This window comes from Arthrobacter sp. UYEF36, from assembly GCF_040547025.1.
Classification (GTDB): domain Bacteria; phylum Actinomycetota; class Actinomycetes; order Actinomycetales; family Micrococcaceae; genus Arthrobacter.
In genome coordinates this window covers 1-19,041 of record NZ_JBEPOX010000009.1, presented here as the reverse complement: position 1 = coordinate 19,041, position 19,041 = coordinate 1, and the positions used below count along the sequence as shown (strand labels likewise).

The window sequence follows — 19,041 nt, the reverse complement described above, 5'->3', positions numbered from 1 at the left end:
GCCGATCACTGCGTGGCGGCGGGCCGCAGCGTTCCGATGAGCTGGTCGATCACGCCAGCGTCCTCGATCGTCGAGGGCACCACGTAGTCGTCGCCGTCGGCAATCTGGCGCATGGTCTTGCGCAGGATCTTGCCGGAGCGGGTCTTGGGCAGGGCTTCCACCACGGTGACGTGCTTGAAGTCGGCGACGGCGCCGATGTCGCGCCGGACCAGCGCGATGAGGTCCTTGACCAGGATCTCCTCGGGCACATCGACCCCTGACTTCAGCACCACGTAGCCGCTGGGACGCTGGCCCTTCAACGGGTCCGCGAGCCCGATCACGGCGCATTCGGCGACGGCCGGGTGCTGGCCGATCACCTGTTCCATGGCGCCGGTGGAGAGACGGTGGCCGGCGACGTTGATGATGTCGTCGGTGCGGCCCATCACAAAGAGGTAGCCGTCCTCGTCCCGGTAACCGGAGTCTCCGGTGGCGTAGTAGCCCTCGAATGCCTGCAGGTAGGAGGAGATGTAGCGTTCGTCATTGCCCCAGAGCGTCGTCAGCGTGCCCGGCGGCAGCGGAAGTTCCAGGACGATGTTGCCCTCCGTCCCCGCCTCGACGTCCATCCCCGATCCGTCGACGATGTTCAGCTTGAATCCGGGCATCGGCACACTGGGCGAGCCTGCCTTGATCGGCAGTCCGTCGAGGCCGCGCGGGTTAGCGCAGATGGCCCAGCCGGTCTCTGTCTGCCACCAGTGGTCCACCACCGGGACGCCGAGGATCCGGGAGGCCCAGTGGAAAGTGTCGGTGTCCAGCCGTTCACCGGCGGCAAACAGGGTGCGCAGGCTGGAAATGTCGTACGAGCCGAGCAGCTTGGCCTCGGGGTCGGCCTTCCGGATGGCGCGCAGGGCGGTGGGCGCGGTGAACAGCACGTTGACCCGGTGGTCCTGGATGACCCGCCAGAACGCCCCGGCGTCGGGCGTGCCCACGGGCTTGCCTTCGTAGAGGACGGTCGTGGCGCCGGCCAGCAGCGGACCGTACACGATGTAGGAGTGCCCTACCACCCAGCCGACGTCGGACGCGGTCCACATCACGTCGCCGGGTCCGATGTCGTAGATGTTCTCCAGGGTCCAGCTCAGTGCCACGGCGTGGCCGCCGTTGTCCCGCACGACGCCCTTGGGGGCGCCGGTGGTTCCCGAGGTGTAGAGGATGTACAGCGGATCCGTGGCCTTGACGTCAACCGGCGCGGCGGGCGCGGCGGAGGCCATCTCCGTGTCCCAGTCCAGCCAGCCGGAGTGGTCGGCCACCGAGGAGGCGAAGCCAACGCGGCCCTTCACCAGGACCGGGGTGTCCGGCGCCCCGGCCAGGCCAAGGGCTTCCTCGACGGCGGGGAGGTACTCGATCCGGCGCGAGGGTTCGATGCCGCCGGAGGCCGTGACCACCGCGGCGGGGGCGGCGTCGCGGATGCGGGCGGCAAGTTCCTTGGGGGCGAAGCCGCCGAAGACGACGGAGTGCACGGCGCCGAGCCGGGCGGTGGCGAGCATGGCAATGGCTGCCTCGGGGATCATCGGCATGTAGATCACGACGCGGTCCCCCTTGCCCACGCCGTGGCTGCGCAGGACACCGGCGAACCGGGCGACGTGGTCCGTGAGTTCCGCGTAGCTGTAGCGCTGCTGTGTGCCGAGCATGGCGGAGTCATAGACCAGCGCGTCCTGCGCTCCCCTGCCCTCCTCCACGTGCCGGTCCAGCGCGTTGTAGGACGTGTTGAGCACGCCGTCGGGGAACCAGTCGTACAGCGGTGCCCTGCCGGCGTCGAGGGCACGTTGCGGGGGCGTGGTCCACGAGATCTTCCCTGCGGCTTCCAGCCAGAATGCTTCGGGCGTATCCAGGCTGCGTTCGTAGCTGTCCCGGTAGTTCTTGGTAACCATGAAAATGAGTCCCGTCCACGACGATGTGATGGTGCTCATGGTAGCCCCCTCCGGGCTCCTGACACAAGGCTTATGTATACACAGCTGCCAGCCGTCACGCCTTTTCACCGGAAATGCTGGGCAAATGGAACTTCCGTGTATACACTGGACAGCGTCAGCCAACGAAGGAGTCAGGATGCGCGCAAGCGACAAGGCCTACGCGGCCCTGCGCGACGACATCATCGAGTGGCGTCTGGCGCCCGGGACGGTGCTCGCCGAAGTGGAGCAGTCCGAGCGTCTCGGCATCTCCCGGACCCCGCTGCGGGAGGCCCTGAGCCGGCTCACCGCGGAGGGCCTGACGACGACGGCGGGCGGCCGCGGCGTCGTCGTCACCGATATCTCGCTGGAGGATATCGACGAACTCTTCGAACTGCGCGAAACCCTCGAGGGCAAGGCCGCGGCGCTGGCCGCCGAACGCGGCGACGCCGCCACCTTCGAACGGCTCCGCAACGAACTGTGCCAGGCCCCGGCACTGATCAGCGGCGAGGATCCGGCCCGGCACGACTACTACGGGCTGGTCGGACGGCTGGACGCCGCCATCGACGCCGCGATCCACAACTCCTACCTCGCCCAGGCGATGCGCAGCCTGCGCGTCCATCTGGTCCGCGTCCGCCGGCTGGCGGCCGACGACGCCGAACGGCTCACCGCGGCTGCCGCCGAGCATGCCGCCATCGCCGAGGCGATCGCAGCCGGCAACCCCCGGCTGGCGGAGGCCGCCACCACACTCCATCTGCACCGCAGCCTTTCCCACGTCAAAGCCACGCATACACCTCAATAAAGGAGCACCATGGTCAAGGAACACCACGTCCGCGTTTACAAGAGCGAGGAAAACCTGCCCCGCGAGGACCAGCTCGCCTTCAAGATTGCGCAGGTGGCCGCGGATCCCGTCGCCGTCTCCGATGAGGTCACCGACATGGTGATCAACCGGGTGATCGACAACGCCTCGGTGGCGATTGCCTCGCTGAACCGCGCGCCGATCGTCGCGGCCCGGGCCCAGGCCCTGACGCACGGCCCCACCACCGGCGGCAAGGGCTCGAAGGTCTTCGGCATCGACGAGCGGGTGGCCCCCGAATGGGCTGCCTGGGCCAACGGCGTCGCCGTCCGTGAGCTCGACTACCACGACACCTTCCTCGCCGCGGACTACTCCCACCCGGGCGACAACATCCCCCCGATCCTCGCCGTCGCCCAACACGTGGGCTCCAGCGGCCAGGACCTGGTCCGCGGCATCGCCACCGGCTACGAGATCCAGGTCAACCTGGTCAAGGCCATCTGCCTGCACAAGCACAAGATCGACCACGTCGCGCACCTCGGCCCCTCCGCCGCCGCCGGCATCGGCACCCTGCTGGGACTCGACGTCGAGACCATCTTCCAGTCCATCGGCCAGGCCCTGCACACCACCACCGCCACCCGGCAGTCCCGCAAGGGCGAGATCTCCACCTGGAAGGCGCACGCCCCGGCGTTCGCCGGCAAGATGGCCGTCGAGTCCGCGGACCGTGCCATGCGCGGCCAGACCTCCCCCGTGCCGATCTACGAAGGCGAGGACGGCGTCATCGCCTGGATGCTGGACGGCCCCGACGCCTCCTACACCGTGCCGCTGCCGACCCCCGGCGAAACCAAGCGCGCCATCATGGACACCTACACCAAGGAGCACTCGGCCGAGTACCAGGCCCAGGCGTGGATCGACCTGGCGCGCAAGCTCCACGGCGGGCACCCGGAGGTCACGGACCCGGCCAACGTGGAGTCCGTGCTGATCAAGACCAGCCACCACACGCACTACGTGATCGGCTCCGGCGCCAACGATCCGCAGAAGTACAGCCCCACAGCCAGCCGCGAAACCCTGGACCACTCCATCCCGTACATCTTCACGGTCGCCCTGCAGGACGGCGCCTGGCACCACGTCGATTCCTACGCCCCGGAGCGCGCCGCGCGGCCGGACACCGTGGAACTGTGGCACAAGGTCACCACCGTCGAGGACGCGGAATGGACCCGCCGCTACCACTCCCTGGACATCGCGGAGAAGGCCTTCGGCGGCACGGTTGTCATCACGCTCAAGGACGGCACGGTCATCACCGACCAGATCGCCGTCGCTGACGCCCACCCGCTGGGCGCCCGGCCGTTCGCACGGGAACAGTACGTCAACAAGTTCCGCACCCTCGCCGCCGGCCTCGTCGCCGAAGAGGAAATCGAACGCTTCCTGGCCGCCGCCGCCCGCCTGCCCGAACTGGCCGCCGGCGAGCTGGACCAGCTCAACATCAAGGCCGCCGCCGGCGTGATCGACCTGGCAGCCGCACCGAAGGGACTCTTCTAAATGCTGTACTCGAAGGTCACGCCGGAGCAGAAGCGGATCCGCTTCCGTGAACTCCTGGCGTCCGGGACGATCCAGCAGTTCCCGGGCGCGTTCAACCCGCTCTCGGCCCGGCTGATCGAGGAAAAGGGCTTCGCCGGGGTCTACATCTCCGGCGCCGTCCTGGCCAATGACCTGGGCCTGCCGGACATCGGGCTGACCACGCTCACCGAGGTGGCCACCCGAGCCGGGCAGATTGCCCGGATGACCGACCTGCCCAGCATCGTCGACGCCGACACCGGCTTCGGTGAGCCGATGAACGTGGCCCGCTCGGTCCAGGAACTCGAGAACGCCGGCCTCGCCGGCCTGCACATCGAGGACCAGTTCAACCCGAAGCGCTGCGGCCACCTCGACGGCAAGAACGTCGTGGACCTGGACACGGCCACCAAGCGCATCCGCGCGGCGGCCGATGCCCGGCGAGACCCGAACTTCCTGATCATGGCGCGGACCGACATCCGTGCCACGGACGGCCTGGCGGCCACGCAGGACCGCGCCAGGGCGCTTGTGGAGGCCGGGGCGGACGCCATCTTCCCGGAGGCCATGAAGGACCTGAGCGAGTTCCAGGCGATCCGTGACGCCGTCGACGTGCCGATCCTGGCCAACATGACCGAGTTCGGCCAGAGCGCCCTGTTCACGGTGGAACAGCTCGCCGGCGTCGGGGTCAACATGATCATCTACCCGGTGACCCTGCTCCGTAGTGCCATGGGCGCTGCGGAGCGTACGCTGGAATCGATCAAGGCTGACGGTACCCAGGAGGCCCAGGTCGGGAACATGCTGACCCGGGCGCGTTTGTATGACCTCGTGGACTACGAGGCGTACAACAGCTTCGATACCGGGGTTTTCAATTTCCAGATCCCGGGTCAGTAGCCCCGTATCGGACTTCCGGCTCCGGCCGGTTCAACAGGCGACAGGAACAAAGGAGTTTCAGCATGGCTGAACAAGAGATCAAAAAGGGCCTCGCCGGCGTCGTGGTGGATTACACCGCGGTCTCCAAGGTGAACCCGGACACCAATTCACTGCTGTACCGCGGTTACCCGGTACAGGAACTGGCCGCCAAGTGCAGCTTCGAGGAAGTCGCCTATCTGCTCTGGAACGGCGAACTGCCGAACCCGGAGCAGCTGGCGGAGTTCACGGCCCGGGAACGCGCCGGACGCCCGCTGGACCCCGTGGTCAAGCAGGTCATCGACGCGCTGCCGACCACCTCGCATCCGATGGACGTTTGCCGCACGGCAGCCTCGGTGATGGGCGCCCGGCACCCGCTCGCCGAGGACTCCTCCCGCGAGGCCAACATGGCCAAGGCAGTGGACCTGTTCGCAGCGATGCCCGCCGTGGTGTCCTACGACCAGCGCCGGCGGCACGGCCAGGAGCTGGTGGAGCCCCGCGACGACCTGGGCTACTCCGCCAACTTCCTCTGGATGGCTTTCGGCGAGGAGCCGGTCCAGGAAGTCGTCGAGGCCTTCAACGTCTCGATGATCCTGTACGCCGAGCACTCCTTCAACGCCTCCACGTTCACCGCCCGGGTGATCACCTCGACGCTCTCGGACCTGCATTCGGCCGTGACCGGGGCGATCGGCGCGCTGAAGGGCCCGCTGCACGGCGGCGCGAACGAGGCCGTGATGCACACCTTCGACGAGATCGGCATCCGTCCGGAGGAGTCCCTGGAGGATGCTCACACCCGGGCGAAGGCGTGGATGGAGGATGCCCTGGCGCACAAGAAGAAGGTCATGGGCTTCGGGCACCGCGTCTACAAGCACGGCGACTCCCGGGTGCCCACGATGAAGGCAGCCCTGGACAAGATGATCGCGTACTACGGCAGGCCGGAACTGCTGGGGCTGTACAACGGCCTGGAGTCGGCGATGGACGAGGCCAAGGCCATCAAGCCCAACCTCGACTACCCGGCCGGTCCCACGTACCACCTGATGGGCTTCGACACCCCGACCTTCACTCCCCTGTTCGTCGCCAGCCGCATTACCGGCTGGACCGCGCACATCATGGAGCAGCTGGATGCGAATTCCCTGATCCGCCCGCTGAGCGAGTACAACGGCGTCGAGGAACGGCACCTGGCCTAGGTTCCTGCGGCACCTACGACGGCGGGCCGGTCACCTCTGGGAGGTGGCCGGCCCGCCTGTCGTGGGTTGCTACCCCGCGTTGATCTTCAGTGACATCACAATGCGCTTGAGCGTCGCGAACTCGGCCGTTTCCATGTAGCGGCGTGCCTCCTCGAGGGACTGGAATTTCAGGTCGGACTCGGCGCCGGTGTTGTAGTTCTGGGCGAAGAAGTACTCACCGGAGGGCAGGCCGCTCACGACATTCTGCGGATCGCAGGTGGTTCCATCCACTCCCCAGCTCTCATCCGCGATGCCCAGGTTGCCGGCAAACGGGACCGCGGGCTGTCCGAGCTGGCTGACGTCCCACACCCGGAAGATGAACCGGGGACTGATGGCCCGCTCCCCCTGCCTGTTGGACGGAAAGGTCATGGCCGCGCTGTCCAGCACCGTGAAAGGGGTGCAGGGGGAAATGAGGTTCGGGCGGTTGCGCGTCTGGTTGAAGCCCAGGGTCAGCAGCACGCGGCCGTTCTCGTCGGCCACGTCGGTGTAGCGGCCGCCTTCGCGGCCGCTCACTGTCCAGTTGTCCGGGTAGTCGAAACTTCCCAGCCCGTTGGCGCTGGTGTAGTTCTGCCAGACCGGCTGCTTCTGGACGGACCGGAGTTCCAGCGAAACCAGCATCCGCTTAATGTCCTGGTACTCCTGCGAGGCCATGTAGGCCTTGGCCCCGGCCACTGACGCGAACCTCAGCTGCGCGTCCCGGCCGTCCGCACTCAGGAACTGGCCGGTTCCGAAGGTAATTGCCGGCACGCCGTCCGGGGTCCGGATCGAGGACAGCAGTTGGCTGGCTGTTCCTGACGCCGGCAGGCCGCCCGAGTCGACCGTCAGCGCGCCGTACACTCCTGCTCCTTCGAGGATGCGGAACTTGAACTGGGTCGGCGCCGTCTGGGCGCCGCCGGCGGCAGCCTGCGGGATGTCCAGGGTCACGGCGTCCAGGGTCTGGTAGGGCACCGCCGGCCCTCCGGTTCCGGATGCCTGCGGGATGGATCGCAGCCTGGCGATCGATTTTCCGGCCGCGTTGGTGACGGCGATGTCGCTTGTCCAGTTGCCCGGACCGGTCCCGGCCGGCAGCAGGGTCTCTGTGACTTTCCACTCCACGGGGTGTTCGAACGTGGCCTGGCCGCTGGAGTCGGTGAACGCGGTCCAGGCGGCCGGGGCCGGCGGGGGCACAACGGCGGCGCTCGGTGTGGCGGCCGGCGTCGCAGAGGGAGCCGGGGGGGCCGTGGTCTCCGCTGCCGCCACGCTCCCCGCCGGTTCCGGCGCCGGAGCGGGCGCACCGAGGTTGGTGGCCACCAGGACACCCGCCGCCACGGCGGCCGCAGCGATCGTCAGGACGCCGGCGAGCCGGGCACGCCGGCGCCGGCGCATGTCGTCCAGGGAGGAAACACCCGCCAGGCCGGTGTCGCTGAAGGCCGCCGGCTCGGAAAACATCCGGTGCAGGGCCGTTTCGCCATCGGGCACGGACGGATCGTTGTGCACGGGGTCCGTGGCGGAAATTCTGCTCTTGATCGGATCCATCTCAGGCACCCATCTTCTGTGTGGTCGATTCCGCCGTGATCGATTCGGCGGCGGCGGGTGGCATATGCTTTCGGAACGCAGCCCGCGCCCGGTGCAGGCGGACCTTGGCGGCGGATTCGCTGCATTGCAGGACACCGGCGATTTCCGCCATGCTCAAGTCGTCCCAGTACGCGAGCTGGAGAACGTCCCGGTCCTTGTCCCGCAATTGCGCCATGGCATCCTGGACGGCGACATTCCCGGACTCTTCACCGCCCCTGACCACGGCGGCGGCCCTGAGCTTGTCCTGCAGCGCCAGCTGGCGGTCCCGGCTCCGGTAGGCGTTGCCCACCAGGTTGCGGGCCACGGTCAGCAGCCACGCGAGGTCTGTCCGCGGCTCCTCATCCCACTTCTGCCACACCACCCGGAAGACGTCGGCGGCAAGTTCCTCCGCTATCTCCGCAGATTCCACCCGCCGCCGCACAAAGCGGTAGACCCGCGGGTAGCTGTCTTTGTGAATGGCGATGAACGCCAGTTCGCGCTCGGAAAGCACGATCTCCCCCTGAAAAGTAGTGTCCTGAGCTGCAGGCTACCTGTGTTGTTTCCGGCCGGTGCGCCCGCGTTACATTTCCCCGGAGAGTTTTTCGACCGATGCCACCGTCTCGTTGTCCTCGTTCAGGACAACCACGACGTCGTGCACCTCGCCGGCCAGGGCGGCCGGCAGCCAGTGCTCCGCGTCCTGCCACATCAGGTGCAGCGGCAACGCCCCGGTATCGAACCATTCGGGCGTTATCTCGGGGCTCTCCGCCGGTTCGCCTTCCCAGCGCCGCGTGGTGAAGAGCCGGCAGTACATGTTCCATTCGGGGCGGGTCGGGAAGAGGAACTCAACGACGCCGGCGTCGGCCAGGTCCTCCTGCCGGACGACGACTCCGGCTTCTTCCCAGACTTCGCGGACGACGGCTTCGGCGTCGCTCTCCCCCGGCTCCACGTGACCGCCGATGCCCACGATCTTGCCGATGCCAAAGCCGGTCCGCTTCAGGCCCAACAGCACCTCGGTGCTGTTCCCTGCGTCGCGGAGCAGGAAACACAAGGTGACGGGAGTGGAGGCCATAAAGCCAAGCCTAGCGGCGCGGTGCGCTCCGGCGGCTCAGCCCAGCGCCCGGGGATGCGCGGCGGCGTAGATCTCCCGCAGGGTGTCTGCCGTGACCAGGGTGTAGACCTGCGTGGTGGTGACCGAGGCATGGCCCAGAAGCTCCTGGACCACGCGGACGTCTGCCCCGCCTTCGAGCAGGTGGGTTGCGAAGGAGTGCCGCAGGGTGTGCGGCGAGACGTCCTTGGTGATGTTCGCCTTTTCCGCGGCCGTCTTGAGGATGGTCCAGGCGCTCTGCCGGCTGATCCGTCCGCCGCGGGCGTTCAAAAACAGGGCCGGGGTCCCCTTGCCCTTGGCGGACAGCAGCGGCCTGCCGCGGACCAGGTAGGCGTCCAGGGCGCGGGCGCCGAAGGATCCCAGCGGGACAAGCCGTTCCTTGGATCCCTTGCCGAAGAGCCGGACGACCGCGGGCCCTGCTTCCCCGGCCGTGTGCAGGGAGACGTCATCGACGTCGAGGCCGACGGCTTCGCTGATCCGGGCGCCGGTGGAATACAGGAATTCCAGCAGGGCCCGGTCGCGCAGCCCGGTGGCGGTGTCCGTTCCGACTGCCTCCAGGATCCTGGTGACCTCATCGACGCTGATGGCCTTCGGCAGGCGCTTGCCGGGCATGGGCGGATGGACGTCGCTGGCCGGGTCGGTGGGGGTCACGCCCTCCAGGGCCCAGAACTTGTGCAGCCCGCGCACGGCCACCACCGTCCGGGCTGCCGACCTGATGCCCAGGGCCGAGCCGCCGTCGGACCCGTCGGAAAGCGCCTGGACGAAGCCGGTCACGTCGTGCCGGGTGATCTCGTCGGGGCGTTGGCGGCCCGTGCCGGCCAGGTGCCTGGCGTAACGGGCCAGATCCCGACGGTAGGCGGACAGGGTGTTGGCCGCGAGTCCGCGCTCCACCCCCATGTGCTGCAAATAATCCGTCATGGCGCGGTCTACCGCTGTCAGCGGCCGGGCGGGGGGCTGTGCCCCGGCGGGTTCCGGCTCGGCGAGGGCAGCCGCCGGCGGTGCGGGGTCCGAAGGGTGCACAGGCGCCGGAGGCTCGGCTGTCAGCGGTTCCGCCATCAACGCTGGCTGGGATGCGCGGGCCACGGGGCGTTGCCCGGGCGGAGGCCCGTGAAGTCGTCGGCACGGGCGGCCGCTGCGGCGAGGACTCCCACGACGGCGGACGGGTTGTGCAGGCGCCCCGCCAGCACGGCCTCAACGGCCGCGTCCAGCGGGATCCAGTGCAGCTCGATTTCGGCTTCCTCGTCGGTGCGGACGTGGAGTTCGTGGCCGGGCACGTCGCTCAGGTCCCGGGCGAGGTAGATGCGGATGGCCTCGCTGGAGGACCCGGGGGAATTGAAGAAGTCGGCCAGCACGTTCCATTGGCCGGCGATGAGGTCGGCCTCCTCGGCGAGTTCCCGGGCCGCCCCGGCCACGAAGTCCTCGCCTTCAACATCGAGGAGCCCGGCCGGGATCTCCCACAGGTCCATCCCGACGGGGTGCCGGTACTGCTTGATCAGCAGCACTTCGCCGGCGCCGTTCATCGGGAGGACCGCCACCGCCCCGGGGTGCTCGATGTAGTCGCGGGTGAGCGGGTCACCGTCGTCGTGGAGCTGGAAACTGTCGCTGACCACGTCCCAGATCCGGCCTTCGTAGACCGTCCGGGACGACAAAAGACGGCGCGGGCTCGGTTCATCCGAAACCTGCCGTGCAGCATTGGGGGTTTCCGGGGTACCGGGCATCGCGCCGTCCTTTGATTCAGTTGGGGTTACTTCGACACTGCCGGGGAAGCCTTGGCGGCGGCCGGGGCGTTCTTGCCTGACCCGCCCGGGGCTGCCTTGCTGCCGTTGCCCTTCTGGTGCTCCAGGGCGGCCTTCACCAGTCCGGAGAACAGTGCGTGCGGCCGGGTCGGGCGTGAGCTGAGCTCCGGGTGCGCCTGCGTGGCCACGTAGTACGGGTGGACGTCGCGGGGAAGCTCCACGTACTCCACCAGCTTGCCGTCGGGCGACGTTCCGGAGAACACCAGTCCCTGGGCAGCGATCTGCTCGCGGTACTTGTTGTTGACCTCGTAGCGGTGGCGGTGCCGTTCGCTGACCGTGGTGGTGCCGTAGGTCTCGGCGACCACGGACCCCTCGTCCAGCCTGGCCTCGTACAGGCCCAGGCGCATGGTGCCGCCCAGATCGCCCTTGCCGTCGACGATGTCCAGCTGCTCTTCCATCGTGGCAATCACCGGGTACTTCGAATCCGGCTCGAACTCGGACGAGGATGCGCCCTCGAGGCCGACCACATTGCGGGCGTACTCGATCACCATGCACTGCAGGCCCAGGCAGAGGCCCAGGACCGGGAGCTTGCTCTCACGGGCATACTTCAGCGCGCCCAGCTTGCCTTCGAGCCCGCGGATGCCGAAGCCACCCGGGACGCAGATCGCGTCGACGCCGTCCAGGGACTTGACCGCCCCCTCGTGGGTTTCGCATTCGTCCGAGGGGACCCAGCGGATCTTGACCTTGGTGTCGTTGGCGAAGCCGCCGGCACGCAGCGCCTCGGTCACGGACAGGTAGGCGTCCGGCAGGTCGATGTACTTGCCGACCAGGGCGATCTCAACCTCGTGCTTCGGGTTGTGGACCGCGTCGAGGAGCTTGTCCCAGCTGGTCCAGTCCACGTCCTTGAAGGGAAGGTCGAGCGCGCGGACGATGTAGGAATCCAGGCCCTGGGAGTGCAGGGTCTTCGGGATGTCGTAGATGCTCGGGGCATCCGGGCAGCCGATGACAGCGTCGATGTCGACGTCGCACATGCGGCCGATCTTGTCGCGCATGGGCTGCGGGACCTCGCGGTCCGAACGGATCACGATCGCCTCGGGCTGGATGCCGATGGAGCGCAGCGCAGCCACGGAGTGCTGCGTGGGCTTGGTCTTCAGCTCCTGCGACGGGCCGATGTACGGCACCAGGGAGACGTGCAGGAAGAACACATTTCCGCGGCCAATATCCTGGCGGACCTGGCGGGCGGACTCAAGGAACGGCTGCGACTCGATGTCGCCCACGGTGCCGCCGATTTCGGTGATGATCACGTCGGGGGCGTGCTTGCCCTCGGCGGGAAGCCGCATGCGGCGCTTGATCTCATCGGTGATGTGCGGGATGACCTGGACGGTGTCGCCGAGGTATTCGCCGCGGCGTTCCTTGGCGATCACCGTGGAGTAGACCTGGCCGGTCGTGACGTTGGCCGAGCCCTCGAGGTTCTCATCGAGGAAACGCTCGTAGTGGCCGATGTCGAGGTCCGTTTCGGCGCCGTCGTCAGTGACGAAGACTTCGCCGTGCTGGAAGGGGTTCATCGTGCCCGGATCCACGTTCAGATAGGGATCGAGCTTTTGCATTGTTACAGACAAGCCGCGTGCCCGCAGGAGGTGACCGAGGCTCGAAGCCGTCAGTCCCTTACCGAGCGAGGACGCCACACCACCGGTGACGAAGATGTGTTTGGTCGTCTTGGACGAGCCCGGAAACCGGGAATTTACACGGGAATTTGATCGCTGCACCACGGAGTTCGAGCCTATCATCAATTCAGCCTTCCAAGGGTCTGTTCCCGGCAATCCGCTGTGATTGTCATCCCGGTACCGGGCTGCTCCACGGGGGTGTTCAGGCTTGTTGCGGCAGCAGCCGGGCGTCGTCGAGCAGCTCCTGGGCGTGGGCCCGGGCGGATTCGGAGTCTTCCTGGCCGGCGAGCATGCGGGCCAGTTCGCGGACGCGTTCCGCCTCGTCCAGGAGCTGGACGTCACTGGAGGTGAAGCCGGTGGCGGTGGCACCGTCGGCGCCGCGCACGGAGGTCTTCGTGACCCTGATGTGCTGGTCGGCGAAGGCCGCCACCTGCGGCAGGTGGGTCACCACGAGCACCTGGACGTGCCGGGCCAACATCGCCAGCCGGCGGCCGATCTCGACGGCGGCACGGCCGCCCACGCCGGCGTCGACCTCGTCGAAGACGAAAGTGGGGACCGGGTCGACGGCGGCCAGCACCACTTCGATGGCGAGCATCACACGGGACAGTTCACCGCCGGAGGCGCCCTTGCCCAGCGGGCGGGCGGGGGCGCCGGAGTGCGGCTGGAGCAGGAAGGAGATCTCATCCGCCCCGTGCGGTCCCGGCTGCCCGCCGGATTCGACGGTGATGACCAGGGTGGCATCCGCCATGGCCAGGGCCTTGAGTTCCGCGCTGACGCGGGCGGAGAGGTCCTTGGCGGCCTTCTTCCGGAGCTTGCTGATGGCGGCGGCCTGCTTGGTCAGCTCCGCCCCGGCGCGGGCCACCTCGGCGTCCAGCGCCTCGATCCGGGTGGAGTCGTCCTGCAGCTCCAGGAACCGCGCCCGGGACTCCTCAGCCCAGACCAGCACCTCGTCGATGCTCGGAGCGTACTTGCGTACCAGCTTCGCGAGGGCGGCCCGGCGGTCCTCGATTTCGGCGAGCCGTTCCGGGCCCTCGGTGTCGAGGGAGGCCTGGTAGCTGGCGAGTTCGGTGGCAATGTCGTTGAGCAGGAAACCCACCTCGGCCAGCCGGGCGGCTGCGGAGCCGAGCTCCTCGTCATGTTCGGCGACGTGCTCCAGGGTGCGTTTGGCGGCATCCACCAGGGCGGTGGCGTCGTTGCCGTCACCGAAGTCCTCGGCGATGAGCGCCTGGTGCGCCGTGGTGGCCGCGATCCGGAGTTCCTCGACGTTGGCGAGCTTGACGGCCTCCGCCTTGAGCGACTCGTCCTCCCCCGGCTGCGGGTCCACGGCGTCGATCTCGGCCAGGGCAGCTTCCAGGGATTCGGCCTCGCGGAGACGTTCCCGGGCAGCGCCGCGGAGCTCCTCCAGCCCGGCCTGGCTGGACTTCCAGTGGGCGTAGAGCTCCTGGTAGCCGCCGAGCGCTGCGGCGAGGCTCTCCCCCGCGAATTTATCGAGGGCGCCGCGCTGCGCGACCGGGCTCTTGAGCCGGATCTGCCCGGACTGGCCGTGGACCACCACGAGGGTTTCGCCGATCTCCCCGAGCACCCCCACCGGAGCGGCGCGCCCGCCGAGGTAGGCGCGGCTGCGGCCGTCCGCGCCTACGCTGCGGGCGAGCAGCAGCTCGGCACCGCCGTCGAACTCCTCGATCTCGGCACCGGCCTCACGGGCGCGTGCCACGGCCGGGTGCCCGGCGTCGAGCTTCACGGTCGCCTCCGCGGAGGCGCTTTTCGCGCCGCTGCGCACGGCACCGGCGTCGGAGCGTGCGCCGAGCAGCAGTCCGACGGCGGTCACCACCATGGTCTTGCCGGCACCGGTTTCGCCGGTCACGACGCTCAGGCCCGGGCCGAGGGGCAGCGTGGCGTCGGTGATAACGCCGAGGTCGCGGATTCTCAGTTCTTCAAGCATGGTTCACTTCGCAGTCGATGGATCAGGAGTCTCGCCCGGCCCTGCGTGCGGCGGCCAAGCCTGCGGCGGAGTGGGGAGCGGGGGCATCGGCCGGGGGGTGCGGATCACCGGCACGGGCCCGGTATGGACTGTGGCGGCCTGCGGCATCGGTCCGCGCCAGCCCTGGATGGGCAGTTCGAACTTGCGGACCAGGCGGCCGGAGAAGGGCGTCTGGTGGGTGCGGGCGAGCCGGACGGGTGTGGCGGAGCGGGTCACTTCCACGCGGGCTCCGGGCGGGAGGTCCACCGAGCGCCGGCCGTCGCACCAGAGCACGCCCTGCGCATCGGTGCGGTTCAGGATTTCCACGGCGAGCCGGGACCGGGGTGAGACCACCAGCGGCTTGGCGAAGAGCGCGTGGGCGCTGATCGGCACAATCAGCAGGGCCTCGACCTCGGGCCACACCACCGGGCCGCCGGCGGAGAAAGCGTAGGCGGTAGAGCCGGTGGGGGTGGCCAGGACGACGCCGTCGCAGCCGAAGGAGGTCAGCGGGCGTTCGTCCACCTCGGTGACGACCTCGAGCATCCGTTCCCGGTTGCCCTTTTCGATCGCGGCCTCGTTGAGGGCCCAGGTGTGCCAGATTTTCTGCCCGCGGACCCAGACCTGGACGTCGATGGTCATCCGCTCTTCCACGGTGTATTCGCGGCTGGCGATCCATTCGACGGTCTGGGCGAGGTCCGCCCGTTCGCTCTCGGCCAGGAATCCCACGTGGCCGAGGTTGACGCCGAGCAGCGGCACGTCGACCTCGCGCACCAGTTCAGCGGCGCGGAGGATGGTGCCGTCGCCGCCGAGCACCATCACGAGCTCGACGTCGGGCAGCATCACGTGGTCATGGAGGATCTCGACAGGCTGGTCGAGCCGTCCGAAGAAGCGGACCATGTCGCCGAGCTCGGATTTCAGCATCACGGGAACGATGCCGGAGTCGTGGAGCTGGGCGCACGCTTCCCAGGCAGCCTTGAGGGACTCCTCACGGCCTGTGTGGGCAAGGATGAGGACACGCCTGCTCATCGGGTTCCGCCTTCTAGTGCTTCTAGTACTTGGGCCAGATTGTTCCGAGTAACGCAGCGACGGCTGCGTCCCGCTCTTCGATCTTAGGCAGGTCTGTTCGAATCCCGCGCTTTATCCACAGGAAGTACTCGACGTTTCCGTCCTGGCCGGGCAACGGGCTGCTGGCGAGGCCTCTGAGTTCCAGCCCGGTGTCCATGGCTTCCGCCGCGACTTTGCCTACGGCGAGGCGGCGTTCCCACTCCGAGGTGACGACGCCGGTGCGGCCCAGCCGGTCCTTGCCGATCTCGAACTGCGGTTTGACCATCAGGACGAGGTCGCCGCCCGGTTCCGTGCACGCCGCGAGCGGTGCCAGCACGAGGGTGAGGGAGATGAAGGACAGATCCGCCACCGTCAAGGCCACCGGTCCGCCGATCTCAGCCGGCGTCATGTAGCGGACGTTGAGGCCCTCGTGGACGGAGACGCGGTGGTCATTGCGGATCACGGGGACCAGCTGGTCGTGACCGACGTCGACGGCCACGACGTGGGCAGCGCCGCGGCGCAACAGCACCTCGGTGAATCCGCCGGTGGAGGCACCGGCGTCCAGGCACCGTTTGCCCTCGACCTCGACGGCGGGAAAGGCGTCCAGGGCGCCGGCCAGCTTGTGTCCGGCGCGGCTGACGTAGTTGTCCTCGTCGGCGGCGGCTACGTCGAGGCCCGTGCCGTCCTGGATCTGCAGGGAGGCCTTGGCCAGTACCTCGCCGTTGGAGCTGACTTTGCCTTCGGCGATGAGGCGCGCGGCATGGGTGCGGGACCTCGCCAGCCCGCGGCTGACGAGTGCCTGGTCAAGCCTGCTCATTCGTGGCATCCCCTGGTGGATTGGTTGGTCCGGCCGCGGCCGGGCCTGCGGTTGGTGGTTCTGCGATGGACTCGTTCAACGCCGCCAGCAGTTCGTCGTGCAAGAGGGCGTAGGCCTCCCCGTGGCGGTCCACGGGCAACGCCGGCAGTTCACTGAGGCGGCGGAGCAGTGCGCCGACAGCGGGGTCCCGGGAAGGATCCTTCCCTGCGGACTCACCGGATTCCGCCGGAAGCTCCGGCCAGGTGACCCGGGCGTCTCCCGCCACGGGGTCCGTCTCGGTGATGGGGTTCGGCTCGGTCATGGTCCCCAGTCTAGTGATCCAGCCATTCGAGGTCCGGGACCAGGGCCGTCGCGGTCTCGGGATTGGCGGCCCACCAGGCCGAACAAGCGGCCCGCCAGGCGTCGAGGTCGCCGGGATCGCCGTTGACCCGGACACTCTGCCCGTGCACGACGGCGGTCGCCGCTCCGCAGCGGTGCTGCCCGGCGTCGACCGTGATCGCCGGATAGGGGCGGTAGAGGTCCGTGAGGTCGTTGATCAGGTAGCCGGGCCGTTCCTGGGTGCGGGCGGCGAGGATTGATTCGCGCGTGTCGACGCCGGTCAACACGGCGACGGTGGCGAAGCCGGCCCTGTTGCCGCCGAGGATGTCGGTGTCGAGGCGGTCGCCGACCACGAGCGGCCGGTCTGCGGCCAGGCGCTTCGCGGCGGCGTGGAACAGCGGCGCTTCCGGTTTGCCGGCAACCAGGGGACGCTGCCCGGTGGCGGCGGCCACGGCCGCGACCAGCGTCCCGTTGCCCGGCGCCATCCCCCGGGCTTGGGGAATGGACATGTCCGTGTTGGTGGCCACCCACAGGGCTCCGCCGGCAACCACGTAGGCGGCTTCCGCAAGGTCTTTCCAGCCGAGGTCCGGATGGAACCCCTGCACGACCGCGACGGGCTGCGCCGCCTCACTGCGGACCGGCACCAGGCCGGCGAGCTCAATCTCCTGGGCCAGCGAATCCCCGCCGGTGATCAGCACCCGTGCACCTGCCGGCAGCAGGGAAGCCAGCAGCTCGCCCGCGGCCTGCGAGGAGCTGACCACCTGGTGGTCCTCCGCCGGGGCGCCCAGGTCGCGCAGGTGCTGCGCCACCTGGGCGGGGGTCCGGGAGGCGTTATTCGTGACGTAGCCGAGGCCGACGCCGATCCCGGCGAGACGGCGCAGGGACTCCACAGCGCCCGGGATGGCGTGCGGGCCCGCGTAGACGACGCCGTCGAGGTCGGCGAGCAGGGCGTCGAAGGCGGAGATCAGCTCCGGTGCGGCCATCTCCGGATCAGCCTTCGGAGCGTTCCGGCTCGCGGGAGTCGGCGTCATGGGACTCTTCGTGTCCGGTCTCGTCCGAATCGTGTCCGGTCTCGCCGGAGTCGTCGCCGCCGAGCACCTCGGAGCGGTCCAGGGCGTCTTTTTCCACGGAGTCGTCATCGGACTCGGCGTCGTCGGACTCCCAGAAATCGGATTCGCCGTCGTCGGAACCTTCGTCGACAGCGTTGTCTGCCGCAGCCGTTTCCGGAAGACCGGCAACGGCCTCGGCGCTGGCAGCACGCGGCGCCTGCTCCGGCGCAGCCGCGGCGGACCGCTGGGCGGTCTGCTCGGCGAGGAGCCGGCGCTGCTGCTCTTCCTCGCGGGCTTCCTCTTCCTCGTCCCAGCCGAGATCGATGATGTCCGGGTCCTCCGAGACGTCGAGGCCGAGCGCGTTCTCGGCGACGACGGCCTGGCGCTGCCACTTCTCCGCTTCGGCAGTACGGCCCACCGCGGCCAGGGCCTCGGCGTAGGCGCGGAACAGGCGCGGGCTGTAGGAGAACGCCCGGTTGATGTCCAGCTGGACGATTTCCAGTTCCGAGACGGCAGCGTCGAGCTGGCCGAGATCGGTGCGGGCGCCGGCGGCCACAATGGCCAGTTCCGCCTTGCCGGGGGCGTCGAGGTCCTTGGCTTCCTCGGAACGTGCCATCTCCAGGGCGCGGTCGGGCCGGCCGAGTCCACGTTCGCAGTCGGCCATGACGGGCAGGTGCATGTTGGAGCCGCTGATCCGCCGGTAGGTGCGGAACTCGCGCAGGGCTTCGCCGTAGTGGCCGGCGGCGTAGGCCGTCAGACCCACTGCTTCGCGGACGGCCGCGAGGCGGCCTCCGCGGCGGCTGGCTGCGAGGGCGTGCTGGAAGGCCAGCTCCGGTTCGTCGTCGATCAGGCGGCCGGCCATCACGAGGTGGCGGGCGACCCACTCGGCGCTGTTCTCCTCGAGGGTCTTGATCTGGTGCTGCGTGGCGCGGTCAAGTTCCTTGCCCGTAACGTCATCATCGATCTGCGGCGAACGCTCGCGGTCGGGGCGGTTGGCGCTGCGGAGGTCCCGGGCGTTGGGGACACGGACCGGGCGGTCTTCTGCCCGGTCACGGCCGAACTGGCGGGGACCGGAGTCGCCACGGTCAAAGCCGCGGGCAGGCCGGTCATCACGGCTGCCATAGGGTTTCCGGTTGTCGCCACCGCTGTACGGCGGCTTACGGTCCGCACCGCCACCGGCTCCAAAGCTGCGGCGCTCCCCGCCACCTTCGCGCGGAGCCCGATCACCATAGGGCTTCCGGTCACGATCCCCGCCACCGCTGTACGGCGGCTTACGGTCCGCACCGCCACCGGCACCAAAGCTGCGGCGCTCCCCGCCACCTTCACGCGGAGCCCGATCACCATAGGGCTTCCGGTCACGATCCCCGCCACCGCTGTACGGCGGCTTACGGTCCGCACCGCCACCGGCACCAAAGCTGCG

At 68.8% G+C, this 19,041-nt stretch carries 16 protein-coding genes and 1 pseudogene; 4 read left to right on the top strand and 13 right to left on the bottom strand.

What is annotated here, in order from left to right; genetic code table 11:
• Nucleotides 1–5 precede the first annotated feature (5 nt).
• On the bottom strand, nt 6–1,904 hold the full coding sequence (locus tag ABIB29_RS13760) for a propionyl-CoA synthetase (RefSeq protein ID WP_354173523.1): 1,899 nt from the start codon (nt 1,902–1,904) through the stop codon (nt 6–8).
• 175 nt (nt 1,905–2,079) lie between these two features.
• On the opposite strand from ABIB29_RS13760, the pseudogene ABIB29_RS13755 reads away from it, so the two are divergent.
• The 4 genes and pseudogenes from ABIB29_RS13755 to ABIB29_RS13740 all read left to right on the top strand — a co-directional run.
• A pseudogene (locus tag ABIB29_RS13755) lies at nt 2,080–2,735 on the top strand (GntR family transcriptional regulator); the annotation flags it as partial.
• On the top strand, nt 2,731–4,251 hold the full coding sequence (locus tag ABIB29_RS13750) for an MmgE/PrpD family protein (protein WP_354173373.1): 1,521 nt from the start codon (nt 2,731–2,733) through the stop codon (nt 4,249–4,251). The pseudogene ABIB29_RS13755 and the gene ABIB29_RS13750, both read left to right, overlap by 5 nt.
• The gene (gene prpB / locus ABIB29_RS13745) at nt 4,252–5,154 is read left to right on the top strand and encodes a methylisocitrate lyase (protein ID WP_354173372.1); all 903 of its coding nucleotides are present in this window, start codon (nt 4,252–4,254) and stop codon (nt 5,152–5,154) included.
• A 62-nt stretch (nt 5,155–5,216) separates the two neighbouring features.
• Nucleotides 5,217–6,356: a bifunctional 2-methylcitrate synthase/citrate synthase gene (locus tag ABIB29_RS13740; protein WP_354173371.1), complete on the top strand. Its 1,140-nt coding sequence runs from the start codon at nt 5,217–5,219 to the stop codon at nt 6,354–6,356.
• Between the two features lie 69 nt (nt 6,357–6,425).
• Here ABIB29_RS13740 and ABIB29_RS13735 read toward each other — a convergent pair whose 3' ends face one another.
• The 12 genes from ABIB29_RS13735 to ABIB29_RS13680 all read right to left on the bottom strand — a co-directional run.
• Nucleotides 6,426–7,910, bottom strand: a complete 1,485-nt coding sequence (locus ABIB29_RS13735) for a hypothetical protein (RefSeq protein WP_354173370.1) — start codon at nt 7,908–7,910, stop codon at nt 6,426–6,428.
• A gap of 1 nt (nt 7,911) precedes the next feature.
• Nucleotides 7,912–8,439 carry an RNA polymerase sigma factor gene (locus tag ABIB29_RS13730; RefSeq protein WP_354173369.1) on the bottom strand — a complete coding sequence of 176 codons (528 nt, stop codon included), beginning with the start codon at nt 8,437–8,439 and terminating at the stop codon, nt 7,912–7,914.
• 69 nt (nt 8,440–8,508) lie between these two features.
• Nucleotides 8,509–8,997: an 8-oxo-dGTP diphosphatase gene (locus ABIB29_RS13725; RefSeq protein WP_354173368.1), complete on the bottom strand. Its 489-nt coding sequence runs from the start codon at nt 8,995–8,997 to the stop codon at nt 8,509–8,511.
• 36 nt (nt 8,998–9,033) lie between these two features.
• A complete protein-coding gene (gene xerD / locus ABIB29_RS13720; RefSeq protein ID WP_354173367.1) occupies nt 9,034–9,951 on the bottom strand; it encodes a site-specific tyrosine recombinase XerD in 918 nt (305 codons plus the stop codon).
• A 137-nt stretch (nt 9,952–10,088) separates the two neighbouring features.
• Nucleotides 10,089–10,751, bottom strand: a complete 663-nt coding sequence (locus ABIB29_RS13715) for an NUDIX domain-containing protein (RefSeq protein ID WP_354173366.1) — start codon at nt 10,749–10,751, stop codon at nt 10,089–10,091.
• A 26-nt stretch (nt 10,752–10,777) separates the two neighbouring features.
• Complete coding sequence (pyrG, locus tag ABIB29_RS13710) at nt 10,778–12,556, bottom strand: CTP synthase (RefSeq protein ID WP_354173365.1); 1,779 nt, start codon at nt 12,554–12,556, stop codon at nt 10,778–10,780.
• Nucleotides 12,557–12,635: 79 nt separating this feature from the next.
• Nucleotides 12,636–14,375, bottom strand: coding sequence for a DNA repair protein RecN (gene recN / locus ABIB29_RS13705; protein ID WP_354173364.1), 1,740 nt, complete (start codon nt 14,373–14,375; stop codon nt 12,636–12,638).
• Nucleotides 14,376–14,378: 3 nt separating this feature from the next.
• Nucleotides 14,379–15,419 (bottom strand): NAD kinase, encoded by a 1,041-nt coding sequence (locus ABIB29_RS13700; RefSeq protein WP_354173363.1) that lies wholly within the window; start codon nt 15,417–15,419, stop codon nt 14,379–14,381.
• 22 nt (nt 15,420–15,441) lie between these two features.
• Nucleotides 15,442–16,254, bottom strand: coding sequence for a TlyA family RNA methyltransferase (locus ABIB29_RS13695; protein ID WP_354173362.1), 813 nt, complete (start codon nt 16,252–16,254; stop codon nt 15,442–15,444).
• On the bottom strand, nt 16,241–16,555 hold the full coding sequence (locus tag ABIB29_RS13690; RefSeq protein ID WP_354173361.1) for a hypothetical protein: 315 nt from the start codon (nt 16,553–16,555) through the stop codon (nt 16,241–16,243). The genes ABIB29_RS13695 and ABIB29_RS13690 overlap by 14 nt, the downstream gene beginning before the upstream one ends.
• Before the next feature lie 10 nt (nt 16,556–16,565).
• Complete coding sequence (locus ABIB29_RS13685; protein ID WP_354173522.1) at nt 16,566–17,555, bottom strand: HAD-IIA family hydrolase; 990 nt, start codon at nt 17,553–17,555, stop codon at nt 16,566–16,568.
• 7 nt (nt 17,556–17,562) lie between these two features.
• Nucleotides 17,563–19,041 (bottom strand): hypothetical protein (locus tag ABIB29_RS13680; RefSeq protein WP_354173360.1); only part of this gene is annotated, 1,479 nt, incomplete at its 5' end.

What these genes read in the sequence shown, in the direction of transcription:
- ABIB29_RS13700 (WP_354173363.1), bottom strand. Translation starts at nt 15,419, where the DNA reads ATGAGCAGGCGTGTCCTCATCCTTGCCCACACAGGCCGTGAGGAGTCC.
- ABIB29_RS13715 (WP_354173366.1), bottom strand. Translation starts at nt 10,751, where the DNA reads ATGCCCGGTACCCCGGAAACCCCCAATGCTGCACGGCAGGTTTCGGAT.
- ABIB29_RS13760 (WP_354173523.1), bottom strand. Translation starts at nt 1,904, where the DNA reads ATGGTTACCAAGAACTACCGGGACAGCTACGAACGCAGCCTGGATACG.
- ABIB29_RS13735 (WP_354173370.1), bottom strand. Translation starts at nt 7,910, where the DNA reads ATGGATCCGATCAAGAGCAGAATTTCCGCCACGGACCCCGTGCACAAC.
- xerD (WP_354173367.1), bottom strand. Translation starts at nt 9,951, where the DNA reads ATGACGGATTATTTGCAGCACATGGGGGTGGAGCGCGGACTCGCGGCC.
- ABIB29_RS13725 (WP_354173368.1), bottom strand. Translation starts at nt 8,997, where the DNA reads ATGGCCTCCACTCCCGTCACCTTGTGTTTCCTGCTCCGCGACGCAGGG.
- prpB (WP_354173372.1), top strand. Translation starts at nt 4,252, where the DNA reads ATGCTGTACTCGAAGGTCACGCCGGAGCAGAAGCGGATCCGCTTCCGT.
- ABIB29_RS13685 (WP_354173522.1), bottom strand. Translation starts at nt 17,555, where the DNA reads ATGGCCGCACCGGAGCTGATCTCCGCCTTCGACGCCCTGCTCGCCGAC.
- recN (WP_354173364.1), bottom strand. Translation starts at nt 14,375, where the DNA reads ATGCTTGAAGAACTGAGAATCCGCGACCTCGGCGTTATCACCGACGCC.
- ABIB29_RS13750 (WP_354173373.1), top strand. Translation starts at nt 2,731, where the DNA reads ATGGTCAAGGAACACCACGTCCGCGTTTACAAGAGCGAGGAAAACCTG.
- ABIB29_RS13740 (WP_354173371.1), top strand. Translation starts at nt 5,217, where the DNA reads ATGGCTGAACAAGAGATCAAAAAGGGCCTCGCCGGCGTCGTGGTGGAT.
- ABIB29_RS13695 (WP_354173362.1), bottom strand. Translation starts at nt 16,254, where the DNA reads ATGAGCAGGCTTGACCAGGCACTCGTCAGCCGCGGGCTGGCGAGGTCC.
- ABIB29_RS13690 (WP_354173361.1), bottom strand. Translation starts at nt 16,555, where the DNA reads ATGACCGAGCCGAACCCCATCACCGAGACGGACCCCGTGGCGGGAGAC.
- pyrG (WP_354173365.1), bottom strand. Translation starts at nt 12,556, where the DNA reads ATGATAGGCTCGAACTCCGTGGTGCAGCGATCAAATTCCCGTGTAAAT.